The following is a 24,709-nucleotide window of genomic DNA, read 5'->3' as shown; positions in this document are numbered from 1 at the left end:
TCTCTCCAGCATTCCAAAAAAAATGCCTTGATGTTAATTATTATAATTAGTTAATATTTAACTAATTGATAATTAATATTTTATAATTTTTACAGCATACTTTTAAGTTGTATTCTTGTCATGAAAATGTATAAAACACAAGTCGATATGTAACATTTTTAGTACGAATTTTAACAGATTCGATTTCAGTAAGTCATTGTTAGGTTATTACCAATTTCTAAAGGTGCACGTCATTTAATACTTTCCCGGTCTTTCGACTGCAAAAATTTGGTCGGTTAATTTATAACTGTCAACATTTTGTTACTATTAAATTGATTTGTTATTTTAGCTATAGCCAGATAGCCCACCTATGATCAAGCTGACCCATCAACACTTCAAGTTAAGGAAGTACTATGCCAAGGAAATCCTTGGTTTTATCTTTATTCTATTTGCTATTTTCTTTTTCCGCCACCAGAAGCATGAGCTCCTCCAACTTGGCGTAATACTCCGTTCGTCAAATACACTTATGGTTATAATGGGCACTATCCTAACCATAGTTTATTGTCTTTGCCATGCCATCATGTATCGTTATAGCTTTAAAACCGTTGATGCCAGCATTAGCATGGGCAAGGGCTTAAAACTTTTTCTTAAAAGGAATTTCGTTAGTGTGTTTCTCCCTGGTGGAGGAGTTACCTCTTTGGCTTTTTTCTCGGGTGAGATCGAAAAGAGCGGCGTAAGCCGCACTCGGATCAGTTTAGCCTCATACATCTATGGTCTTGTGGGTATTTTTACTGTATTTATGGTTACCATACCCGTAATGATTTATCTGCTGCTCACCAAACAACAGCTTAATGGCGATTTGTTTGCTTTTGGTGCACTTAGCCTAACCATTATTTTGCTGGTAGGCTTAAGTATTTCCCTGATCAGAAAAGGCTGGGCATATAGAAAACTTATCCGTTTTAGGCCCGATACCGAACTTATTTTAGAAGAAATCGCTGCAAGTAATTTTTCTTCTGTTGCGTTGATCAAAACCATATCAATCTCCTTAATTATCGAATTTGTCGGTATTGCGCACCTTGTTATTGCCATAAAAGCATTGGGTATTTCGGGGCATCTGGACGCAGCTGTTGTAGGCTATGTAATTGCTACACTATTTCTCGTGATCTCACCTTTTTTAAAAGGGCTTGGTGCGGTAGAGCTCAGTCTGGTACTTGTGTTAAAACGCTATGGATTGGATACTACGCAGGCTGCAGCAATTACCTTTCTTTATCGTTTGTTTGAATTTTGGTTACCATTGTTTTTTGGTGCGCTTAGTTTTATTTTAAATAAAAGAAATATTGTGTTGCGCATTTGGCCTGCATTAATGCTTCTTGCTTTGGGTATAGTTGACATTATATCTGTACTTACCCCGGCACTTAAAGGACGTTTGGAAATACTCGCAAATTTTTTGCCGGTTGAGGCTTTAAGGTTATCAAACGGATTGGTATTATTAATCGGTATACTGCAACTTATTACCGCTGCATTTTTGTTAAAAGGGATGAGAAGCGCCTGGAACATTGCTGTTTTGCTCTGCATACTGGCCATTGGTGGAAATATGATAAAAGGCCTTGATTATGAAGAGGCCACTTTAGCGCTTACCGTATTGGCGGTGTTGCTGCTTACCCGGAAACAATATTATGTAAAAGCAAACCGTAACCTGCAGAATTTTAGTCTGGGCATTGCACTCACCATCTTTGCCGCTGTGACTATTTATGGTATAGTTGGATTTTATTTCCTCGACAAAAGGCATTTCGGTATTGATTTTTCTTTGGAAAATGCCATCCGCAGCACTTTTGATAATTTTATATTGCTCAATTATGGTGGACTGGTTGCCAAAACCCATTTTGCCAGTCTGTTTTTAAATTCCATACGTTTGCTCGGTGCCGGATCGATTCTGCTCATCGTTTATGGTTCCATTAAACCCTATCTCTTTGAAAATCGGGTAGAGGAAGAAGAACTGGAAGAGGCGAAGCAACTGTTGGGAAAATATGGGCGCTCGGCTGTTGATTATTTTAAAACCTATAACGATAAGCTTTTCTTTTTTCCGGAAAATCGCGATGGTTTTATCGCTTACCGTGCTTCGGGCGATTTTGCTATCGCTTTAGAAGGACCAGTGTGTGCAGATCAAGAAGATATCAAGCTGGGCATTCTCCGGGAGTTTGAACAGTTTTGTTTCCAGAATGGACTTAAAGCAGCTTATTACCGAGTTGACGGTAAAGAGATTGGCCTGTATGAAAAACTGGGAAGGAAAAATATCATCATTGGCCAGGAAGCCATAGTAGATCTTGCTAGTTTCAGTTTGGAAGGTGGTGCGAGAAAATCGTTGAGAAATGCCTTAAGCAGTATTCAGAAAAAGGGTTTTGTGATTAAAACCTACTCTCCTCCGGTAAAGTCAGGTATTTTGCAGAAAGTTAGACAAGTGAGCGATGATTGGCTGATCAGCTTTGAGCGGGAGGAAATGGTTTTTTCTCAAGGCAGGTTTGATGAAAATGAACTCAAAAATCAGCCGCTTTTATCTTTGGAGAATGAGGATGAAAAGATTGTCGCGTTTTTAAATATTATTCCAGATTATGTACCTGGTGAGCTCACGTATGATTTAATCCGTAAGACAACAGATGCACCTGGTGGAAATATGGATGCACTCATTGTCGAACTTATTGCCTATGGTAAAGCCAATGGATACAAGTCTTTAAATATGGGGATGGCACCACTTTCTGGCATTGATAAAGGTCGGGATCTTCCGGAACAGGCTGTAAAGTTTGCCTATGAAAAGCTTCGCATGTTCAGCCACTATCATGGTCTTCGCGATTTTAAGCAGAAGTTTTCTCCTGTGTGGGAAGACCGGTTTTTAGTTTATGATACCCATTTTGATCTCTTAAGGCTTCCATCAGTATTAAATGCCGTAATGAAGGCTGATTAATCTTTTCATGATGAAAAAATATAATTTATTGTCAAAGTGTATTCGCAGGCAAATCCCTTTATATACAACTGTGGTATTGTTGCTGATTTTAACTTCTCCTAAAGTTATGGCAGTACCTCCTCCTGACATGCTTTCGTACGCCGGATTTGGAGAGCTCAGGCTATATAAGGCAGAGAAAGCGGTAGAAAATGTGATCATCTGCATTTCTGGTGATGGCGGATGGAACGCAGGCATTGAAGGGATTGCTTTACACTTAAAAGACGAACATACGCTTTTAATCGGGGTAGATATCAGGCCGGTTTTCCGTTCAATGAATAAAAGTGCAGTTTCCTGTTTGTATCCTGCTGCAGATTTTGAGCGGATGAGCCAGTTTGTTCAAAAGAATCTGGGTTATAAAACCTATAATGTTCCAATACTTTTAGGCTATTCTTCAGGGGCTACACTGGTATATGGTCTGTTGGCCCAGGCACCGCAAAATACTTTCAAGGCCGGAATTGTGCTCGGATTTTGTCCTGATATCAATATTAAAAAACCTTTATGTAAGGGTTCTGGTGAATTCACGGTTGTGAAACGGAAGGATGCAAAGGGTTATGATATCGGTGCTGCGGGCAATCTTTCTGCACCGCTTATTTCGCTTCAGGGAGAAAATGACAAAATCTGCAATTATGCCTCAACAACCACTTTTTTAAAGAAGGTGGGCAATGCGAAAGTTATACCGCTCCCAGGCGTAGGGCATGGTTATGGAAATGAGAAAAACTGGGTTCCCCAGCTTATGTCTGCATTTAAGGAAATTGTCCAGAATCAGGATAAGGGTATTCCGGTTGGAGCCATGCGAAAGTTAGATCTTCCTCTTCACCTTACAGAAGCCAAAACAACCGGTGGCGATTATATGGTCATATTTATCTCCGGAGATGGAGGCTGGACCGGTTATGATCAGCAGACAGTAGATGCTTTTGCTGAACGGGGTGCCCCGGTTGCAGGACTTGATGCATTAAAGTACTTCTGGGAAAAGAAAAGTGCATCGCAGCTTGCTGAAGATATAACCAAAATAATAGAAACCTATGCCGGGCAGTGGAAAAAGCAAAAAATTATTTTGGTAGGGTATTCTTTTGGAGCGGATGTAATGAGTTTTGCTTACAACAGACTGCCTGAAAACCTGCGACGAAATGTATTGGCTATGGGCTTGCTTTCGCCATCAAAAGATACCGACTTTGAGATCCATGTTTCGGATTTGTTAAGTTTTGGCAATAATGATAATGGATTTTCTGTACCTGCAGAAATCAACCGTGTAGAAGGTACAAAAGTTGTCTGCTTTTTTGGTAAAGAGGAGACTGACCTTCCTGTGAAAGCAATTTCAACGCAGAAAGCGAAGATTGTTTACCTTCAGGGCGGACACCATTATGTAAACAGCTTTGGTATCATTGCAACTGCGCTTATACCTTGATTGTTGTAGATCATTTTAGTGATAATTATCTTTCGTGGGTTTGATCCTGTAATGCTGATCTGGTTGCCAGGGGCAAAGCGTGGTCAGATTATCTTCGATGAGTTTGGCTTAAGGCACCGTTTTTCTCATATCTTTTCGCTACAATTCACCATTAAGGTATGAAATAAAATAGTTCAGCAGTAAGCGGCTAATATTGATGATCGAACTGATGTTCTAAATGATAATCTTAAATTTAAGTCTAAATATTTTTCACATGCAAATCAAATATATCATCGGTTTACTTTATTGTAGTGTCCTGGCCACTTCGTGTGCGTCAGTGGTTAAGCAACGTCAAGCCGCTAAATTAAATAGTTTAACCAACAGTTATTGCGAGCCAACAATTTCTTATGCACAACCATTCGATTCCTGGGCAGATCTTAAAGAGGCTAAAGAACAGAAAGTTAAAATGTCTGCACATGATCAGATTATTTGTAGTATACTGGGAATAGAATATTATATCGCTGCTTTAAAGGCAATCCAAACCGATGGGAACAGGTATAGTAATGGACAGGGATCTGAATATAAACAAATCATTACACAACGAATCATCCTCGCCCAAACACAGCTTAATGCTGTCGCTGCGGAATTGGATTGTGAGGGCGAGCGCGCGGATATGGCTGGTAACTATCTTGATGAATTAAATTCAAAACGCAATACCCGGCTCACGGTCACCTCGGTAATTTCAGGTGCATTAACTACCGTTGCAACCGCACTCATCAAGAAAAACAGTGTCCAAAATACTGTCGCAATATCCGGGGGATTGTTGAGTGCGGGTTTAGGTGCGCTGACCATAAACCCAAAGGGAAGGCAGATCGCCTATCATCATCCACGTAATCTGCTTCGTGATATTTGGCAAGAGCATAACCGAAGCGATGACTTTCCGGTATTTGTTTGGAGAATGTTGCAGGAAAAGGCGCTAAGTAACACCGGGCAAGTTACCCTCGCCAATAGTATTAAAAACAGATGGACACAATTTGAACTGGATGGGAAAGCTAACGATCAGGGTGCACAACTTTTATTTGGAGATGGCGGCATGTACAGGGCTGATGAACTACACGCCAGATCAGCCATGCTCAACCAGCTGCAATCAACCATACGTTCCCTCAATCAGGACCTGGCAAGCGTTGTAGCGATGGTATCGGTTCTTTAATTGTGAAACAAATAGTAATCCTTTACAATATAAATCGCCTAAGCAATGTTTATCAGCGTAGAGGGGTTAGCCCAGAATGTATTTTATATCTCCTACGTGTATAGGATGATCGATATACGATATAAAAAGCCATAAATCATTGGTAAACTTGGTCATTCCCTGCTCTGGAATTAATTTGCGAGTTGGCTCTTATAGAGGGTTAACTGCTCCCTCAGCTTGTTAATTGCTGCTTTTACGTGCTCAAAGCAAAGTACTATATTTGCCTGACCTACCTTATTAAGCGAAAGTTGTTCTATTTCGATTAGGTCTTCAATAATATCTTCTCTACCCAGATAGCTAAACGAAGTCTTCATTTTGTGTACAAGAAATGCGATTTTATCCCAGTTTCTTGATGCAATTGCATCGCCTATTTCCTCCATTAATTGTGGCATGCGCGAATTGAAAAGGTCAATTGTTGTAACAATAAATTTTGTATTAGTTCCTGAAATTTTTTCGAGATAGGAAAGATTTAATGGTTTATCGACATTGTTAGAATTGCACATATCCAAATCTTATATTATAGTTTAATATTTCTAATCTAGTGTTATTGATATTTTGATTAAATATGGCAGGATATACCATAAATCTAATGCAGCGAGCTGTGTAACTTATATGAAACAATGTAACAAAAATATTGTTTAAAATGCTTAATATCACTAAGAAATGATAAATATACTGGTAGTCGACGATCATTTGAATAATGTTAATATGTTAACATCTGCGCTAAAGCGAGACGATATTGTATGCTATGGTACCACTCTTCCAAAAAAGGGTTGGCAAATGTGTATTGATCATTCAATTGATATCGCACTGATAGATGTGAATATGCCAGAACTATCAGGTTTTGAACTGCTCCAAGCTATAAAAAATAATCCATTAACACGAAGGGTAATGGTGATATTAATTACCGGTTACTCCATGGATACCAATGATGTGGTAAAGGGTTTAACGCTTGGCGCTGTCGATTACCTTTTTAAGCCACTTGATTTACATGTTACTATCGCAAAAGTTGATTCCATAACAAAGTTAATTCTTCAACAAAGGGAAATCAATAATAAAAATCATCAGCTGGAACAGTATAAAAAAGAACTACTGGAGATGGTATCCATTGCAGAAAAAAGTAAACTGGCAAAAGAAAACTTTCTGGCCAATATGAGCCACGAAATACGCACCCCTCTAAATGCTATTTTGGGTCTGATACACATTTTTGAAGCTACTAAATTAGACGCTGAACAATCCAAGCTCTTAAGAATGTTAACTTACTCGTCTAAGCTTCTACTCCAACTAGTTAACGACATACTGGATATATCCAAAATTGATGCAGGAAAGGTAAAAATCAACAAAGTAGAAACTGATTTGAGCAGGCTGGTTAATGATATATGTGAGCTAACACGGCCACTGGCAGAAAGCAAGAACCTTGCTTTATCATTTACTGTTGATAAAAACATACCAGATGTTGTAATGGCAGATACATTAAGGCTCAATCAGATTTTGATTAACTTAATCAACAATGCCATAAAATTTACGGAATACGGCGGTGTTAATGTTAAGGTAACCATCTCCGAAGTTAGAGAATCGCAGATTTTATTGAGTTTTTCTATTTCTGACACGGGGATTGGCATACCGAGTGAATTAATTGGCCAGATTTTTAACCGATATGAACGACTGGAATCGCCCATGGCCGATAAATTTGGATCTACCGGTTTAGGCTTGCCAATTGTTAAAAAACTGGTTGAACTTAAAGGTGGTACCCTAAATGTAGAAAGCAGCGTAGGGGTGGGTACAACCTTTACCTTTACCAACTGGTATAAAGTTAACAGCGAAACTGAAGTTTCAAAAGTACCGGAAACTAAAGAGCGGGCTCGTAAATCTTTCCGCAATATTTCTTTATTACTTGCTGATGATGACGAAATCAATCGATTTGTGACTACACAGATATTATCAGAATGGAATATTCAGGTTGATGAAGCTGAAAACGGACTGGATGCTTATGTTAAGGCCAAATCAAAACAGTATGACGTAATACTAATGGATATCAATATGCCTGTGATGAACGGTATAGAAACTACACGAAAAATAAGAAATGAATTATCTGAATACAATAGACATATACCGATCATAGCATTCTCTGCATTTATCAAGGAGGAAGACAGGCTAGCCGGGAAAGATGTCGGAATAGATGCCTATATCCTAAAGCCAATTGAACCAGAAAGCTTATATTCACAATTACAGGAGCTGCTGAATAGGAATCACTTATAACAGCAGTTCAAATGTAATCATGGCCAAAGGCAATAATACGAAACAAATGTATGACTGATTTATTTGACAATGAATTAAGGCTTGAAGATATTGATGATCGCTTGTATACTCAAAACGACATCAACGGAAATGCGGTTTACTTTTTGGATAGGGAATTTAAATTGCCTTTTACAGGGGTGTTATTGGTGAAGTTTAACAACAGGCTTGAATCTGAAGCACAGTATCAGAATGGACGCAAGAATGGTATCGAAAATGTTTACAATTCAGCTGGAATTTTAGAACAGACGAGTGAATATAGGGGAAACGTAATTTTCGGTGTTTCGAAAGAATTTGATGCAGAAGGGATTGTGATGATTTCGAGTATCGTTTACAACAACGATTACCTCAGGACTGTCGAAATGGTGAAAGGCAAAATTGGGGAGACGCAAACATACAATGGAAAATATGGTGAAGGTTTACCCGCATATCTGCAAAATCTCATTAAACTATCAAATGAAGATCTGTTTCATTACTCTTTTAAAAGTCAAAATCCATATTTGAATTTGTAGCTTATCAGCACATTATTTAAGCACTTAATGGTCCGTCTAATGATAATTTGAACTGCTTCCATCGCAATGTATTAATGAAGTAAAACATTTTGCGAAGCACCTGATGATCCTGATTTTAACCAATCGGAACTAACTTCTTTTATTAATAATCTATAACTCGTACCGGTGTTAACCGCCCCATAAGTAGAAGATACCATTGTAAATTCGACTTTGCAACCGCTACCCAAAAGCTTAAACATTCAAATTGTGTTTTTGCTCGCCAACAATCTTTAAAATCAAATTTTTGCCATATGACAAATGTTTTGATTTCTAAATAGGCAACCTTTGCAGGATTAATAAAAGGATAGAGAAATGAAAACAGTATTGATTACCGGCGCATCATCTGGTATTGGAAAAGCAACCGCAATTTTTTTGGCGCAACAGGGGTATAAGGTCTACGCCGCTGCGCGCAGGTTAGAAAAAATGGAAGCGTTAAAAAACTTCGGTATTAAACCCTTATTTTTGGATGTTGCGAATGAAGATAGCCTGGTGGTTTGCGTAGAACAAATTCTGACAGAAGCAGGTCGAATCGATATTTTGATTAACAATGCTGGTTTAGGCTATTATGCCGCATTGGAAGACATGCCAATGTCTGATGCAAAATACCAATTCGATGTGAACGTGTTCTCTGCAGCCCGCCTGATGCAATTGGTTTTGCCAGGGATGCGTGCAAACAAATATGGGAAGATCGTCAATATCTCTTCAGTTGGAGGCAAAGTGACCTTGCCGATGGGTGCGTGGTACCATGCAAGTAAATTCGCCATTGAGGGATTAAGTGATGCGCTCCGCAAAGAAGTTAAACCGTTTGGCATTGATGTTATTGTGATCGAGCCGGGCGGAACAAAGTCTGAAATGACAGGCCTGGGAGCTCAATACCTCAACCAGATCTCGGGCAAAACGGCATATGGCCATTTGGCAAAAGGAGTGAGTAAAATGTATGCGGCGACGGAGAAAAATGCATCAGATCCGATAGTGATTGCCAAACTCATTAAAAAAGGCATCGAGGCCAAATGTCCGAAAACGAGATATGCGGGAGCTTCAGGCGCCAAATTGATGTTGTTTTTGAAATCAATACTATCAGACAGGGCATTCGACAAATTAATCATGAGCCTGATGAAATAATAATAATATGGAAACGGTAATAAACTATCTGTTGCAATTTGGAAACCTGAACCCTCAACAGATTGACTTCCTCACGAAAAAAGGAAAAGCATTGACTCTTAATAAGGAGGATTATTTTTCAGAGGCAGGAAGGATTGCCAAACAGGTTGGTTTTATTCTGGAAGGGATCCTCAGGGTTTGTTACTATGATAACAAGGGCAACGACGTGACCAAATATTTCATCGATGAAAATCATTTTGTGGTAGATCTAGACAGCTTTGACAACAAAATCCCTTCTTCAGGTTATGTGCAGGCCGTTAGCAACTGTAAACTCATTATTTTTTCCAAACGTGATTGGGAAGACATTGCCGATACCATAGTAGGCTGGGAGCGTATCATCAACAAAATCATCAAAAAATCGCTGATCCAAAAAATAGAACGCCGCAGTCCACTGGTTGCTGAAGATGCCACTACCCGTTATCTGGCCTTTATGGAAACCTACCCACAACTGGTCAATCGCATCCCGCTTTCCTACCTGGCCTCTTACCTGGGGGTTACACAATCATCGCTAAGCCGGATAAGAAGAAGCATTAGCTACAAATAGGTTTGCGATGGTGAAAGTCTCTGTTTTCCTTAGGCCATTTTGCAGCCAATGTACATTAGGTGAAGAATTGATTTGCCTTAATAGAATGGAAGTATATGTCTCTAAAACCATTTCAAAAACTAATTTTATTCCAAAGTCCTCTTATCGGTTATAAGGAAAACCGTAAGTATGCTACTCGGTTCTGGTTTAGATTTGTAATTACTTGAATTACTTAATATAAAACTTTATGGAAAACATTGAAGCAATTAAACCTGGACCTAAGCCTAACAAGCAAGATGGTACTCCAGACAAAAGGCACCGGGTAACACCTGAAACCAAACCTAAGCACCCAGATCTAAAACCACATAAACATAGGCCTGGAGAATCAAGGTGATAATTTAACGGAAGGGTTTTTTATTTTGTCTAAATGACCAGCCAGTTCTGATGCCTCGCTAAGGCTAAGAATAAAATAATGATCAATACATCTGAAACAAAAAAAGCCCATCTTTCGATGAGCTTTTGATCAGTAGCGGGGAGCAGGATCGAACTGCCGACCTCAGGGTTATGAATCCTGCGCTCTAACCATCTGAGCTACCCCGCCGGGCTTCCTATTTACCGATAATTGTAAAAACGGATGTGGTTATTTTTAAGAGCTGCAAATATAGGATAAATATACATTCAATTAAAAAGAAATTTGAAAAATAGTTTAAGGTGTTCGTAATCAGTAAAATTGATTGTTTTCTGGCTGCTTTAATCTCTGACTTTGGCGCTTATGGGAATCTATTTCTTGCAAAATTAAGCTGCGGTGCGTACAGGTTTCTGCGGAGCGGTCGGTTAAAAATCATTTCTGGTGGTTGGCAATCGGAAATATATTATGGTATCGCCATACAATATAGATGGTTTCGGATATTGACTACCCCTTAAAGTGAGCAAGTTAGCTCTTGCGTAGCTATATCTGCACCAGTTATTTCCCAATTCTTTACCTTTTAGGTAATAAATTAGGTAACGCCAGGGTAAAGAATAGGTAAGCAAAGGGTAAAGATGGGGTTAACTTGGTGTACAGAACAGGTAAACAAAGGGTAAAGAATGGGTAAAGAAATTTGGTGTTTCTTATACAGCCAGTTAACCAATTAATCAGTCCTATATCTTTATTCAATTCTTAACAGATTTCAATAATTCCCGTCTTTCTTAACCATGTGAAGCATATAAGGATCATATAGTGCAATCGATGTAATGGCTACACACTAATAAATTAATGACCAATAAACTAATGACCAATAAACCAATGCACCACCTGGAAGCAATAAAAATTATATTGTTGCAGATATAGAATAAATTACCTTTCTTTAGCAAAATAATATTAAAAATTGTCCGGAAAAATTATCCTGGTAGTGTACTAGCATGGCAGAAAAGAAAAAATTTACACTAGAGTACGAAGTTAGATCGTCACCAAGAATATTGTATAGTTTTATAAGTGAGCCAAACGGCTTATCGCAATGGTTTGCGGACGATGTGAATTTTCGCGATCAGGTATATACCTTCACCTGGGATGATGAACAGCAAAAAGCAAAATTGATTGCCGTGAAGGAAAATAAACTGGTTAAATTTAAGTGGCTGGACGATGAACCTCAATGTTATTTTGAAATGGAAATTGTGCAGGACGAATTGACCAATGATGTAGCCCTCTCGATTACCGATTTTACCACCGACGAGCTTTTAGCAGAGAAAAAATTAATCTGGGACAACCAGATCGATTACCTGATTAGCGTTTTGGGTGCGTAATATTATCTTCGTATTGTTTACCTTTGTAAGGTGAAAAAAATACATCTTCTATTAATAAAAGCATTTGTGAAGCCATTCATAGCAACATTTTTTGTTATGATGTTTATTCTATTGATGTTTTTTCTGTTTAAATGGATTGATGATTTAATTGGAAAAGGTTTTGAATGGTATACCATTCTGGAGCTGATGTATTATGCCTCAGCTGCCAACGTATCCATGGCGCTTCCACTTTCGGTGTTGCTTTCTTCCATCATGACTTTCGGTACGCTGGGTGAGAATTATGAGCTGGTGGCGATCAAATCAGCAGGTATTTCGCTGCAAAAAGCCATGCGCCCCTTACTGGTGGTCATCTTGATGCTCACGGTAGCCTCTTTCTTTTTTGCCAACTACATGCTGCCAAAAGCCAACCTCAAATTTGGGTCGCTTTTGTACGATATTAGAAATAAAAAGCTTTCATTTTTAATCAAACCAGGGGTTTTTAATAATGAAATTCCAGGATATGCCATCCGTGTGGATTCGAAAGAAGAAGACGGTACGCTACATAATATCATGATTTACGATCACCGTGAAAATAATGGTATTCCTAAGGTAATCCTGGCCAGAGAGGGCAAAATGAACAAAACCGCCGATGGTAAATTTTTAGTGCTCAACCTCAAAAATGGTGTACAATATGAAGAGCAGGCGGCCAAAAATGGCATGTACAACCCAAGGCAGATTTTTACAAGAAACCGTTTTAGAGAAACTTCGCCACGTTTCGATATGTCATCTTTTGATGCCAGTACCACTGATCCCAACGCTTTTGGAAACAGTACGCCCATGCTAAACCTGAAGGGGATTGTAAAGAAGCGCGACTCGCTTACTAAGCAGTTGGATACAATGAAAATGCGTACTGTAGCTACCCTTACCAGTAATTTTAAACAGTTTAATGTCACTAAAGGTTACACTAGCGTAAAAGCTGTTCCAAAAGTAATTGATGATGTCATCTTAAAAAGTATTCCGAACGGATCGCGGAAAATGGCCCTGGAGACTGCAAACAATACGATTGCCAACATCATGCAGCAAGTACCTAACTGGGGACCGCGCCAAACCGATTTAACCGGCGAAATCATTTTTACCACAGTAGAGTATCAGCGTAAATTTACGTTGGCAGCATCCTGCATTCTGTTGTTTTTTATTGGTGCACCATTAGGGGCCATCATCAGAAAAGGGGGGATGGGGTTACCTGTAGTAGTGGCGATCTGTTTTTTCCTGGTGTACCATATCATTACTACAGTGGCCGAAAAATCTGCACGTGAAGGCAATTTGAACCCAATATTTGGGATGTGGATTGCAGTGATTGTACTTTCGCCGTTGGCCGCCTTTTTAACCTATAAAGCCACAGTAGATTCGGCCTTGTTCGATATTGATTACTATAAACAACTCTTTCTGCGGTTTTTCAAAAAGAAGGAAAAATAGGCTGCTTTTCCTTTACTTACAGATGATATTTTAATCCAAATATTGCTCAATAAGGTTGTACATTTGTACGGGTTATTGCTTGTAGTATAAAACCGCTTTAGTGCGCCTTGTACACCATTGCCCCATAATGCTTATAAAATGCAAACAAAATTAAACACAATAGAAGAGGCCATCGCAGATATAAAAGCTGGTAAAGTAATTATTGTTGTAGATGATGAGAATAGAGAGAACGAGGGCGATTTTTTAACTGCAGCTGAAAATGCAACGCCTGAGATCATCAACTTTATGGCCACTTATGGACGTGGTTTAATCTGCGCACCTTTAACTGAAGAACGTTGCAAGGAGTTAAACCTTAACCTGATGGTGGGCAAGAATACGGCAGCGTACGAAACCAATTTTACCGTTTCGGTAGATCTGGTTGGTCATGGTTGCACTACGGGGATTTCGGCGAGCGACCGCTCTAAAACGATGCTGGCTCTCGTTAATCCAAAAACCGACCCTGAAGAGTTGGGCAGACCTGGACATATTTTTCCTTTAATAGCCAAAGATGGTGGTGTCATCCGCCGTGCCGGACATACAGAAGCTGCGGTAGATCTGGCACGATTGGCCGGTATGAAACCTGCAGGTTTATTGGTGGAGATTTTAAAAGAAGACGGCGAAATGGCCAGACTTCCGGATTTATTTAAAATTGCCGAGCAGCATCAGCTAAAAATCATATCGATTGAGGATTTGATTGCCTATAGGTTAAATATAGACAGCTTGATCAAACAAGAGGTTAGCATCGATTTGCCTACCGCTTGGGGTAATTTTAAAATGACTGCTTATACACAGCTGGATAATAATGCTACACATCTAGCCATTTCTAAAGGGGAATGGGATGCGGATGAACCTATTTTGGCACGCGTACACAGTTCTTGTGTAACCGGGGATATTTTTGGGTCTTGCCGTTGCGATTGCGGTCCGCAGTTGCATAAAGCTTTAGAAATGATCGAGAAAGAAGGTAAAGGTATTGTGGTGTATATGAATCAGGAAGGTAGAGGTATTGGACTGATTAATAAATTGCGTTCTTATAACTTACAGGATGCTGGTTTCGATACCGTTGAAGCCAATATCAAGCTGGGTTTTAAAGGCGATGAACGCGATTATGGTGTAGGTGCACAAATATTGCGATCGGAAGGAGTAACAAAAATGCGTTTAATGACCAATAACCCAACCAAAAGGGCAGGTTTAATTGGTTATGGCCTGGAAGTGGTAGAAAACATTCCAATTGAAATTGCAAGCAACATACATAATGAACGTTATTTAACCACTAAACGAGATAAAATGGGCCATTCGATCATGAAAGGATAATTGAGTTTGGAGTTGAGGGTTTGGAGTTTTCCTGGCCTAAGCCTAAATGTCCAATAATAATAAAAGCCAATATTGAACCTCAGTTCGGTGTTGGCTTTTTTAGTTAATGTCTTTAAAAGGTGAATTAAGTGTTGATTAGTTTAATCGGTTCGTCCCTCATGCAATCGTCCTTTCGACCGGAGAGAAACGGAGTGGAGAAATCTAATCAGTACGTTTTGCAATCATCAACTTATTAAGTAATGAAGCAGTTCTTCAGGTAAAGATTCTTCATTTCATTCAGAATGACAGCGTCTAAAACTAATTATCATCCTGAACGCAGTGAAGGATCTTTATATACTGGGAAATTAGCATTTTGGAAGTAAAACTATTATTGATGAACAAAGCCCTAATAAACCAATGACCAATGAACTAAGGCAGCCAAACTTTACCTCCGCTGATTCCCCTTACTTTGATTAATGATAATATCTTTATTAAGAGATTTATTCGTTTTAACAGGACTTTGTTTTCTTTTCAGGTTTCGGCGGTAAGCACCGGAAATTTTCTGGATAAATTCCTTAAACGTATCAAACTGTTGAGTATAAACCAAACCGAATGAGGTGACATTTGCCGTTGGACTAATCCCGCTATTTAAGAATATACTTTGTTGAGTAGGTGGTTTATTCGCCGCTTTCACAGTCAAACTTCCATCTTTTTTGATCAGGAAAAGTGCCTCAACCTCTCTACCCACATTATTCCCGTTGGAGAAATCAATCACTGTAAAATCATTCGAACTGGTTCGGTCTACAATACCTGCATTGATAATTAAACGATCGTTAAAAAATTTAAAAGATGCATTGGCTTCGCTTAAGGAACGCACGTTCAGATCGACAAAGTTGAGGTTTAACGAAGAAAGTACGTTGTTGAACTGATTAAACACCAATTCGGTGGCGGTACTGGTAGCCGTTGAACTCAACTGATTGCCAATGGACTGCCCACCGTTTCCAGGGGCAAAACTTCTCCTGATAATTAAACTGAATGCCTGCAGGTTCAAATTGTTCGGATCACTAAAATAGGTCTGCAGTTCTTCTTTAATCGAAGGTTGTGCAGGGAAATCGATATCAAGCTTAATATCTGGTTTTAAGAGTAAACCTGTCAAACCCATCTCCACTTCTGTATTTACCCTTTGGTTGGCGTTACTGCTGGCATCGCGGTTTGCCGCTTTGTATAGGTCATTTAAACTTGCCCTCAAAGCATATACCGCTTTTAAGTTAATCTGCGCTGCGGTAGGGTTACCCGTCCAGCGGATGGTTCCGCCTTGTCTGATTTCGAATTTTTTGTTGATGATTTCCTGTGCGGTAAAATCGAAACTTCCTGTCTCAATGATATAATCGCCGGACATTTCAAAATCGCCAACACTATTGATGTTTAAGCTCAGCTCGGCATTACCCTTGCCACTTAAATTGCCCAAAGTTGTGTAGATGTTTGCTGTGGTATTCGGGTCTATCGTTAATTTAAAACTTAAGGTTAAACCTTCAAAGTTGGTTTTTTTCTTGACCACAACCGCCGAATCACGGCTCACAAAATTGATGAAGTCTTTATCCGATACAGTTTCAGAACTGTTTAAAGGCAGGTTAAACACGGTTCCCTTTTCCGTTTTTGCCTTAATATCGATCTTCATGTTATCGGTAGGGCCGGTAAAAGTAAATACCCCAGTGCCATATGCACGGCCATAGTAGATGGAATTATCTTTCGCCGTGGTATTTAAGGCCATAAAACTGTTCGCATTTATCTTAACGTTCAGTGTAGGATTGTCAATATTGTTTAAGTCTACGCTACCGTTTGCAGTGGCCTCGTGGTCTTCCAAATCTTTAAGTACAAAATCCTCGAGTTTAATTACACTGTTGTTCACTTCAACCTTATCGGTAATTACATAAGTGGTTTTAAGGTAATTTACCATAAGTTGCCCCCGATCCAGGGATAAGGTCCCATTAATTTCCGGTTTTTCTAACTGGCCTTTTACCGTTAAATCAGCGGAGACGTTTCCCTTCAGATTAGATACCAGTTTTTTAACAAATGGCTCCAATACGGTAAGCTTACTGTCGTCCATTTTTACGGCAAGGTCTATTTCCTTTTCTTTTAGATCAAGGTTTCCGGTCAGCTTAAAATTCTCAGAATTGTCGGCTACAATACGGGTAAATACGTTCAGTTTTTGGCTTTCATTACTGTAAGATGACGTATCTGTTAAGGTACCCAAATAGATATCGTTAAAGTTTAATGAATCAACCTTGAGATCATCGTTTACCCTAAGTGTTTTCAATACACCAAATAAGTCCGTCTTCCCATTAACATTTCCCGCCAGTTTAACGCCAAAACCTTTGGTAAACGGGTTAAGGGTTTTTAAGCTAAAATCTTTAAATCCAACACTGATCAAATCCTTTGGATCTTCTGATATTAATCCATCTATCGTAACCTGCTGTTTTCCATTGGTTAAATCAAAGTTACTGATCTCGGTTTTACCATTATTGAACACAATGCGTACTTTTTCCTGGATCCGCCATTCTTCATTGTTGATTTTGAGGATAGACGGTAATACGCTTAACCTGGCCGCAGTGTCCTGATTTTTGGTAAATTCTACCAATCCGTTTAAGTCGAGCTGATTATCTTCATCGTTGTTAGACATTTTAACGTTGAAGGCCAGACTGTCATTCCGCAGGATATTGGAAATGTTCACGTCTTTAATAAACAGACTGTCATTAAGCTGCACCCGATCGGAAGTTACAATCAGTTGAAGTTGTTGTGTGGTGGTATTTTCGTCGAGGATGATATTGTTGACTACTATGCCATTGTATTTTAATTTCTTCACAAAACCATTTAGCGTGGCGGTGTTATTGCGAGAATCAAAATCGCCCGTTAAGGTAGCGCCTTCTTCCAATTCTAAACCTGGCGCCAATATTTGAGCAAGCGGTTCAAACTTTTTAATCTGCAGGTTAAACTGAAAAATCTGCTTGTTGTATCTAATGATGTCGGCCTTTAAAGATGGGATATACGTTTTGGCGATCGCCTTGTAATAAGAAGCAATCGAATTTAGGTCATATTCACCTTTAATGCTGGCATCAAAAATATCGGAGCGGATATCGAGTACACGGTTAGCACCTGTTCCATTGGCCATTAACTGCACAGAATCTATACTATAAACTCCTTTAGGGTTTTGCAACCTGATCTCCTGGATTAATAATTTGCCCGAGATATTGTTTAGGTTGGTGCCCGAAAAATTGGTGGTAAATTTGGCGTCCACCATTAAAGAGTCTTTTAATAGTTTTAAGGCTTTTAAACGGGCTTTTGAAATGGTCGCATTGAAATTAAATACCGGTAGTTTAGGGTTCAGGTTAACGCCCCCGTCAAATACCAGTTTGACGTTCCTGTCGTTAATGCTCAGCTTGCCGTCGAAATATTTTTTATCAAATGTGCCGTCAATCTTGACGTTACGGTACCTGTATTTGTTAAAGTCGATGTAAGTTACATCGCCATTTATTTTTTCGGTTAAATCTTTTAGTTCCGTTCCACGTCCTTTTACATATAAAGAGGAAGTGATCCGGCCAAGACTCTTCTCATCTAACAGATTACCGATATTGAAATCGTATGTTTTCACGTTTCCGGTATACGATGGAACATCTTTTTTATCGATTTTCATGTTCACGTCCGAAACAACGCGGCCCAATTTAGTTTTAAATTCGCCATAGGCAATAAAGTCATTCTGAAAACCTGTAAAACTTCCATTGAAGTTGATGTTGCCAAATTTCTTTACAATTACCGGCACAATTTTCTTTTTGCTGTTGGTAATACCGGCCAACACTTCATCCAGATCGGTTTTGTTTGTACCAGCCATCTCGATGTTTAGATCCATAAAGGTCTCTTTCCATTTTGGTAGCCCCTTTAAAATAAAATCGCCTTTAATGTGAGTGGCTTTTCCTGTTCTTAAAGATAGTTTTTTGGCTTTAAGGTTATTCACTAAGCCCGTAATCTGACCATCAACATCCAGGTCGAGTTTCATTGTACTCATTTCAGGCGCAAAAAATGCAACGTCCCTTGAGGTAATGTGGCTATCTTTGAAGATGGCCTTCATCCGCACATTATCTACATAATGGTTAAAATCTCTAAAGCTTTTAAACCGCATCTGGTAATAGTTGGTTAAGCGGCTCTGATTGGTTTCGAGCAAGAGGTTTTTCAGCTCGATGGCATTACTGTCTACCGTGGTTTGAGCCGTTAAATTTTTGAGGTAAAATCCGCTATGCTCTTTAAAAGTCAGGTTTTTGATGTTGGTTTTTAGCAAATGGTTCTTGGTATCCAATCCTTCAAAAATTCCACTTAGCTCTTTAACGTTTACATTATCGAAGTTCACACTTTTCCCCTGAATGGTATCTTTCGCATTATAGTTGATATACCTGAATGCAAACTTGTTTAAAATAAGACGGCCCAGACTAACCTCATAGGGCTTGCTTTTCTTTTTCTTTACCTTAGGTTTACCAGAATCGAAGTAGTTGATGATGAAATCGAGGTTAGAAGACTTATCTTTGAAATCCTTTAGGAAAAATTGTCCGTTATTAATTTGAACGGTATTGATATCGATAATCTTTTTATCAATGGATAATCGGTTAATATCAACCATAAATTGCGGCGTGCTTAACAAAGTGTCTTTTTGTAAATCCAATACCAATAAATCTTCGAGTACAATAGATTTAAAGGGTTTGATGTAAAGACTCTTGATTGATATGGTAGTATTAAGCTCTTTAGACAGGTATGCAGCAGCCCGCTGTGCAAAATAGGTTTGAACAGGCTTAAATTGTAGTGAGAAAATAAGAAGCGCAAGCAGCAAGATTATTGATGCAATTACCCAAAGGAGTATTTTAAATAGTTTTTTAATAATTTTGCAGCTTAAATATTAAATAATTTGTCTGTTATACTTGCTATCGAATCCTCTTGCGATGATACATCCGTTGCTATTTGTAACAACGGCAAAATTACTGCCAATGTTATTGCAAACCAAACAATTCATCAAAATTATGGTGGTGTTATACCTGAATTAGCTTCAAGGGTACATCAGCAAAATATTGTTCCTGCAGTACAACAAGCTTTAATTGACGCCAACGTTACAAAACAGGACATAAATGCTGTTGCTTTTACACGTGGTCCCGGCCTTTTAGGATCGTTATTGGTTGGTGTTTCTTTTGCCAAATCTTTTGCATTAGCTTTAAATATACCGTTAATTTCTGTTAATCATATGCATGCGCATATCCTCGCGCATTTTATTGATGATCCTAAGCCGAGTTTTCCTTTTATCTGTTTAACCGTCTCAGGCGGGCATACTCAAATTGTGCTGGTAAAGGATTATTTTGATATGGAAATTATTGGGGAAACCCTGGATGACGCTGCTGGTGAAGCTTTTGATAAAACCGCTAAGTTACTGGCTTTGCCTTACCCTGGTGGACCACTGATTGATAAGCATGCACAAAATGGAAATCCTTTGGCCTTTAAGTTCGCCGAACCACAAATTGCTGATCTGAATTTTAGCTTTAGTGGTTTTAAAACCTCCATTCTGTATTTCATCAGGAAAAAGGAGCAGGAGAACACTAATTTTATTGCCGAAAATTTAGCTGATATTTGTGCTTCTGTTCAACATAGTATTGTACAGATTCTGCTCAATAAATTAAAAAAAGCAGCAAAACAATACGGAATTAAGGAAATCGCTATTGCGGGAGGTGTTTCGGCAAACTCTGGTTTACGGAATGGCCTGCAACAAACCGCAGATGAATTGGGATGGAAGATTTACATTCCAGCGTTTCAATACTGTACAGATAATGCGGGCATGATTGCCATTGCGGGTTACCACAAGTACCTGAAACAAGATTTTGTAGGGCAGGATGTTTCGCCAATGGCTAGGATGGAGTTTTAATATTGGTTCATTGGTCATTGGTTCATTAGTCAATAGGTTATGATTAATTGCCTAACAACTCCATATTATTGACCGATTCATCAGTTATCCTTTCGCTCGTTATTGCGGAAAGGCTTTTTTGGCCAATAGCCTGTCCGACTTTTCGGGGAGGTAGTCTTAAAACGATAACTGTTTATAGGCTGATGTAAAGGACGCCATGATGATTAATGCTACAGATAGATCCTGAAATAAATTCAGGATGACGCCTGCATACGGGATTGGAATGAATTAACACCTTAACTTCCGACTTCGGACACCTGACTTCGGACCAATAAAAATTATTAAATTAAATACACATATGACTGGAGCATCGTTAATATTTTGGATTGTTTGTGCGGTACCTTTAATCGGCCTGTTATACTGGTTGATCAGAAAAGATAAAAACAAACTTAAAGGAAGCTGGGGTGTAATTATCCTGGGTGCCTTACTTATTGCTGCACTTTTGGTTATTGTTTATGTAACCAAAGATTTCAGCGCTATCTTTAGCCAGAATAATTAAAGTTTTCTAATTCTTATTTAGACCTATTCTTATTAACGTCTATTTTCTATCTTTGCGAAAATTAAAGATAGATGAAAAAACTTATACTGATTGTTACCATCCTGATGTGCAATCTTCTTTTGGTGCATGGCCAAAGCGTGAAGGTTGAAGGACATATCAGGGATAAAAGAAGTGAAATTCCGTATACAACCATTTCTTTACCTGACCAGAAAATCCAGGCTGATAGCAAAGGTTATTATACCTTTTATATCAAAAGTGGCATTCCATTTCATATTCAGTTAAATGCAATTGGCTATAAAATAGCTACACAACAAATTGGGGCAGTAAAGGCCGATACTGTTATCAATTTTACATTGGAAGCATTACCCAATACATTAGACGATGTGTTAATTTCGATCTCCAGAAAGCCCGAAAACATTAAGAACGTTACCACTTCAGTCAGCATAGTAAATAAGAAAACACTGGAAAAGGAAATTGCCATTACCCCCGATTTAAGTACGATATTGGCTAATCAGGTGCCTGGTTTTGCGCCTACGGCACAAACCGGGAATAATGTGGGACAAAATTTGCGGGGCCGCCCCATGCTGGTGATGATAGATGGTGTTTCGCAATCCTCGCCGTTAAGAAATGCAGAAGTAGATTTGAGATCTATAGATCCATCAGTGCTCGAACGCATAGAAGTGGTTAAAGGGGCTACCGCCATTTATGGCAATGGTGCTGCCGGAGGTTTGGTAAATTACATTACCATGGTTCCGGATACAGCGGCCAGGTTTGCAGGTAAAACCCAGCTTAATTTAAGCGGATCATTGGTTAAGATGAAAAACTCCGAAGGAGGTAGAATCAACCAGCTATTTTATGGGAAACTGGGCAGATTTGATTATGTGGTAAGTGGCATGTACGAACAAACCGGTGAATATAAAGATGCAAAAGGTGATGTGGTAGGACCCAACTATAGTTTAGGCGAGACAGATACTTATAATGCTTTTGCCAAATTTGGTTATGTACCTGTAAAAAATCAACGTATTCAACTTAGCTATAATACCTACAGCAGTTTACAGAATAGTAATTTTACTTTAGTAAATGGTAATCTGGCGACAGGCCAGAAAGCAACAGGGGTACTTGGTAAGCCATTAGGAATTCCTACCGGGGTTGATTATAATCACAATTTAAATCTATCATATAAAATTGATAGTACTTTTTTACATTCGAGTTTACATGCGGATCTTTATTACGAAACCCGTAAGGACGTATTCTATGTTTCTTTAGGCCGTTTTGATGGAGGTGATGGCCAGTCGCTTGCCAAAAACGATAAAAGGGGAGCGCGGTTATTTTTGGAAACACCAATACTGAGGCTTAATTTTTTGAAAATGAATCTGGCTTATGGTGCAGATTTCATGAAAGATAAAACTGCACAGCCGCTGGTTGATGGTAGGGTATGGGTGCCTACAATGGATATGACTAATATCGCACCTTTTGCGCAGGCAGATTTCAATATCTTAAACAAGCTTGTATTTAAAACGGGTTTGCGTTATGAAAATGTAAATATAGCCGTTGATGACTACCGTACCTTAAGAACTACAGGCGCAAACAATACCACCATTACTCCATCTTTTGATGTAGGCGGAGGGAGTTTGAAATACAATACCTACCTTTTTAATGCAGGTTTGAGGTATAATCAGTTTAATGTATTCAGCCCTTTTATAAGTTTCTCTCAGGGATTTTCTGTCATGGATATTGGATTGGCTTTACGCGACGCAAAAGTGAATAGCATCGATAAGATCAGTACAGATGCAGTAAAGGTTAATAATTATGAGGCTGGCTTTGAGAGTAAAATTGCGGGATTAACATTTTCCGCATCGGGTTACATCAGTACATCCAAGTTAGGTATTGAAGTAGTTTATGATCCTGCTACAGGCCTGTTTAATACAGCTAGAAACCCTGAAAAAATTTACGGTTTTGAATTAGCTGCCGATTACCACTTGTTTGATCAGTTAGGATTATCGGCAAGTTATAGTTATACTGAAGGTAAGCGCGACATTGACAAAAATGGAAAGTTTAACGATCCGGTTGACATGTATCTGAATGGTCGCCGGATTTCAGCACCAAAAGTTACGGCTTCGGTTACCTACAGCCCATTAAAGGTTTTGGATTTGACCTTGAATTATACTGGTATCAATTCGCGCAACAGATTTGAAAAAAATGCGAACGGCATCTACAATGGAAATGAGGGGGCGGTGAAAGCTTATCATCTGTTCAGTTTTGCAGGGATTTATCAGGTGAAGAAGAACACGAAACTTACCTTAGGGGTAGACAATATATTTAACCAGGATTATTTTCCGGCCAGAGCACAATGGTTTATGCAGCCAGGTTTTTATTCGAAAGGACGAGGTACTTCGGTAAACTTTGGCATTTCGGTTAGTTATTAGCGAGATGCTAAGATAAAAAAGCGTCCCGATTTAACACCGGGACGCTTTTTTATCTTCAGGCTGAATTGATCAGGCTTATTTTTCGGCCAGATGTTCACCGGTTACTTCTGCTTTAATCTTGGTTTCCAGCTCTTCTGCAAGTTCAGGATTGTCGCTCAATAACTGTTTTACAGCATCCCTACCCTGGCCCAGCTTGGTATCTCCATAAGAGAACCATGAACCTGCTTTTTTGATGATACCAAAATCAACACCTAAGTCGATAATTTCACCATTTTTGGAAATACCTTCACCAAACATCACATCAAATTCTGCAATACGGAAAGGCGGAGCCACTTTATTTTTAACAATTTTTACTTTAACACGGTTACCAGAAACTTCGTCAGAATCTTTGATTTGTGAAATACGACGGATATCCAAACGTACAGACGCATAAAATTTCAAAGCATTACCACCAGTTGTGGTTTCAGGGTTACCGAACATTACACCAATTTTATCACGCAACTGGTTGATGAAAATACAGCAACAGCCGGTTTTAGAAATTGTTCCGGTTAATTTACGTAAGGCCTGACTCATTAAACGGGCATGTAAACCCATTTTACTGTCGCCCATTTCGCCTTCAATTTCACTTTTAGGAACCAATGCCGCAACAGAGTCAATTACGATTACATCTATAGCACCCGAGCGGATAAGGTTATCGGCAATTTCCAATGCCTGCTCACCGTTATCGGGTTGAGAGATTAACAGGTTATCAGTATCTACGCCTAATTTTTTGGCATAAAACTGATCGAAAGCATGCTCTGCATCGATAAAAGCAGCAATACCGCCTTTTTTCTGCGCTTCGGCAATGATGTGTGTAGCTAACGTTGTTTTACCAGAAGATTCTGGTCCATAAATTTCAATGATACGTCCTTTTGGAATACCACCAATCCCTAAAGCAATATCCAGACTGATCGATCCGGTAGAAATGTAATCTATCGGTTCAACAGCAGTATCGCCAAGTTTCATGATGGTACCTTTACCATAAGATTTCTCTAGTTTATCTAAAGTAAGTTGTAGGGCTTTTAATTTATCTGGATTTGCAGTGCTCAT

16 protein-coding genes and 1 tRNA gene are annotated in these 24,709 nt (G+C 39.0%); 13 read left to right on the top strand and 4 right to left on the bottom strand.

Annotated elements, in window-relative coordinates; genetic code table 11:
• Positions 1–349 precede the first annotated feature (349 nt).
• The 3 genes from PGN18_RS06775 (at position 350) to PGN18_RS06765 (ending at position 5,571) form a co-directional block, all read left to right on the top strand.
• Positions 350–2,938: a phosphatidylglycerol lysyltransferase domain-containing protein gene (locus PGN18_RS06775; protein ID WP_335318663.1), complete on the top strand. Its 2,589-nt coding sequence runs from the start codon at positions 350–352 to the stop codon at positions 2,936–2,938.
• Positions 2,939–2,966: 28 nt separating this feature from the next.
• Positions 2,967–4,382, top strand: coding sequence for an AcvB/VirJ family lysyl-phosphatidylglycerol hydrolase (locus PGN18_RS06770; protein WP_335318662.1), 1,416 nt, complete (start codon positions 2,967–2,969; stop codon positions 4,380–4,382).
• A gap of 253 nt (positions 4,383–4,635) precedes the next feature.
• Complete coding sequence (locus PGN18_RS06765; RefSeq protein WP_335318661.1) at positions 4,636–5,571, top strand: hypothetical protein; 936 nt, start codon at positions 4,636–4,638, stop codon at positions 5,569–5,571.
• A 170-nt stretch (positions 5,572–5,741) separates the two neighbouring features.
• On the opposite strand, the gene PGN18_RS06760 is transcribed toward PGN18_RS06765, so the two are convergent.
• On the bottom strand, positions 5,742–6,113 hold the full coding sequence (locus PGN18_RS06760; protein ID WP_335318660.1) for an Hpt domain-containing protein: 372 nt from the start codon (positions 6,111–6,113) through the stop codon (positions 5,742–5,744).
• A gap of 160 nt (positions 6,114–6,273) precedes the next feature.
• Here PGN18_RS06760 and PGN18_RS06755 point away from each other — a divergent pair, with 160 nt between their 5' ends.
• The 4 genes from PGN18_RS06755 (at position 6,274) to PGN18_RS06740 (ending at position 10,161) form a co-directional block, all read left to right on the top strand.
• Positions 6,274–7,869 carry a response regulator gene (locus PGN18_RS06755; protein WP_335318659.1) on the top strand — a complete coding sequence of 532 codons (1,596 nt, stop codon included), beginning with the start codon at positions 6,274–6,276 and terminating at the stop codon, positions 7,867–7,869.
• A 50-nt stretch (positions 7,870–7,919) separates the two neighbouring features.
• Positions 7,920–8,417: a hypothetical protein gene (locus tag PGN18_RS06750; protein WP_335318658.1), complete on the top strand. Its 498-nt coding sequence runs from the start codon at positions 7,920–7,922 to the stop codon at positions 8,415–8,417.
• Positions 8,418–8,768: 351 nt separating this feature from the next.
• Entirely contained in the window at positions 8,769–9,578 is an 810-nt protein-coding gene (locus PGN18_RS06745) for an oxidoreductase (RefSeq protein WP_335318657.1), read from the top strand.
• Positions 9,579–9,585: 7 nt separating this feature from the next.
• Entirely contained in the window at positions 9,586–10,161 is a 576-nt protein-coding gene (locus PGN18_RS06740) for a Crp/Fnr family transcriptional regulator (RefSeq protein ID WP_335318656.1), read from the top strand.
• 506 nt (positions 10,162–10,667) lie between these two features.
• Here the strand turns inward: PGN18_RS06740 and PGN18_RS06735 are convergent.
• Positions 10,668–10,741: transfer RNA gene (locus PGN18_RS06735), tRNA-Met, on the bottom strand.
• Positions 10,742–11,541: 800 nt separating this feature from the next.
• On the opposite strand from PGN18_RS06735, the gene PGN18_RS06730 reads away from it, so the two are divergent.
• The 3 genes from PGN18_RS06730 (at position 11,542) to PGN18_RS06720 (ending at position 14,727) form a co-directional block, all read left to right on the top strand.
• The gene (locus PGN18_RS06730; protein WP_293785658.1) at positions 11,542–11,922 is read left to right on the top strand and encodes an START-like domain-containing protein; all 381 of its coding nucleotides are present in this window, start codon (positions 11,542–11,544) and stop codon (positions 11,920–11,922) included.
• 30 nt (positions 11,923–11,952) lie between these two features.
• A complete protein-coding gene (locus PGN18_RS06725; protein ID WP_335318655.1) occupies positions 11,953–13,377 on the top strand; it encodes an LptF/LptG family permease in 1,425 nt (474 codons plus the stop codon).
• A 138-nt stretch (positions 13,378–13,515) separates the two neighbouring features.
• The gene (locus PGN18_RS06720) at positions 13,516–14,727 is read left to right on the top strand and encodes a bifunctional 3,4-dihydroxy-2-butanone-4-phosphate synthase/GTP cyclohydrolase II (RefSeq protein ID WP_335318653.1); all 1,212 of its coding nucleotides are present in this window, start codon (positions 13,516–13,518) and stop codon (positions 14,725–14,727) included.
• Between the two features lie 424 nt (positions 14,728–15,151).
• Here PGN18_RS06720 and PGN18_RS06715 read toward each other — a convergent pair whose 3' ends face one another.
• Positions 15,152–19,579: a translocation/assembly module TamB domain-containing protein gene (locus PGN18_RS06715; protein ID WP_335318652.1), complete on the bottom strand. Its 4,428-nt coding sequence runs from the start codon at positions 19,577–19,579 to the stop codon at positions 15,152–15,154.
• Positions 19,580–19,654: 75 nt separating this feature from the next.
• Between PGN18_RS06715 and tsaD the strand changes: the two genes are divergently transcribed.
• From tsaD to PGN18_RS06700, 3 genes are all read left to right on the top strand, one after another.
• Positions 19,655–20,656 carry a tRNA (adenosine(37)-N6)-threonylcarbamoyltransferase complex transferase subunit TsaD gene (tsaD, locus tag PGN18_RS06710; RefSeq protein ID WP_335318650.1) on the top strand — a complete coding sequence of 334 codons (1,002 nt, stop codon included), beginning with the start codon at positions 19,655–19,657 and terminating at the stop codon, positions 20,654–20,656.
• Positions 20,657–20,993: 337 nt separating this feature from the next.
• Positions 20,994–21,194 (top strand): hypothetical protein, encoded by a 201-nt coding sequence (locus PGN18_RS06705; RefSeq protein WP_335318649.1) that lies wholly within the window; start codon positions 20,994–20,996, stop codon positions 21,192–21,194.
• 71 nt (positions 21,195–21,265) lie between these two features.
• Positions 21,266–23,620 (top strand): TonB-dependent receptor, encoded by a 2,355-nt coding sequence (locus tag PGN18_RS06700; RefSeq protein WP_335318648.1) that lies wholly within the window; start codon positions 21,266–21,268, stop codon positions 23,618–23,620.
• Between the two features lie 75 nt (positions 23,621–23,695).
• Here PGN18_RS06700 and recA read toward each other — a convergent pair whose 3' ends face one another.
• On the bottom strand, positions 23,696–24,709 hold the full coding sequence (gene recA, locus PGN18_RS06695) for a recombinase RecA (protein WP_335318746.1): 1,014 nt from the start codon (positions 24,707–24,709) through the stop codon (positions 23,696–23,698).

The sequence above is a fragment of the Pedobacter terrae genome, assembly GCF_036946585.1.
GTDB lineage: Bacteria > Bacteroidota > Bacteroidia > Sphingobacteriales > Sphingobacteriaceae > Pedobacter > Pedobacter terrae_C.
This window is presented reverse-complemented; position numbering and strand designations above follow the sequence as displayed.

Excerpts from the sequence above, each read along its gene's own strand:
- PGN18_RS06740 (WP_335318656.1), top strand. The coding sequence starts at position 9,586 with ATGGAAACGGTAATAAACTATCTGTTGCAATTTGGAAACCTGAACCCT.
- PGN18_RS06720 (WP_335318653.1), top strand. The coding sequence starts at position 13,516 with ATGCAAACAAAATTAAACACAATAGAAGAGGCCATCGCAGATATAAAA.
- recA (WP_335318746.1), bottom strand. The coding sequence starts at position 24,709 with ATGAGCACTGCAAATCCAGATAAATTAAAAGCCCTACAACTTACTTTA.
- PGN18_RS06705 (WP_335318649.1), top strand. The coding sequence starts at position 20,994 with ATGACTGGAGCATCGTTAATATTTTGGATTGTTTGTGCGGTACCTTTA.
- PGN18_RS06755 (WP_335318659.1), top strand. The coding sequence starts at position 6,274 with ATGATAAATATACTGGTAGTCGACGATCATTTGAATAATGTTAATATG.
- PGN18_RS06745 (WP_335318657.1), top strand. The coding sequence starts at position 8,769 with ATGAAAACAGTATTGATTACCGGCGCATCATCTGGTATTGGAAAAGCA.
- PGN18_RS06760 (WP_335318660.1), bottom strand. The coding sequence starts at position 6,113 with ATGTGCAATTCTAACAATGTCGATAAACCATTAAATCTTTCCTATCTC.
- PGN18_RS06730 (WP_293785658.1), top strand. The coding sequence starts at position 11,542 with ATGGCAGAAAAGAAAAAATTTACACTAGAGTACGAAGTTAGATCGTCA.
- PGN18_RS06775 (WP_335318663.1), top strand. The coding sequence starts at position 350 with ATGATCAAGCTGACCCATCAACACTTCAAGTTAAGGAAGTACTATGCC.
- PGN18_RS06765 (WP_335318661.1), top strand. The coding sequence starts at position 4,636 with ATGCAAATCAAATATATCATCGGTTTACTTTATTGTAGTGTCCTGGCC.
- PGN18_RS06700 (WP_335318648.1), top strand. The coding sequence starts at position 21,266 with ATGAAAAAACTTATACTGATTGTTACCATCCTGATGTGCAATCTTCTT.
- PGN18_RS06750 (WP_335318658.1), top strand. The coding sequence starts at position 7,920 with ATGACTGATTTATTTGACAATGAATTAAGGCTTGAAGATATTGATGAT.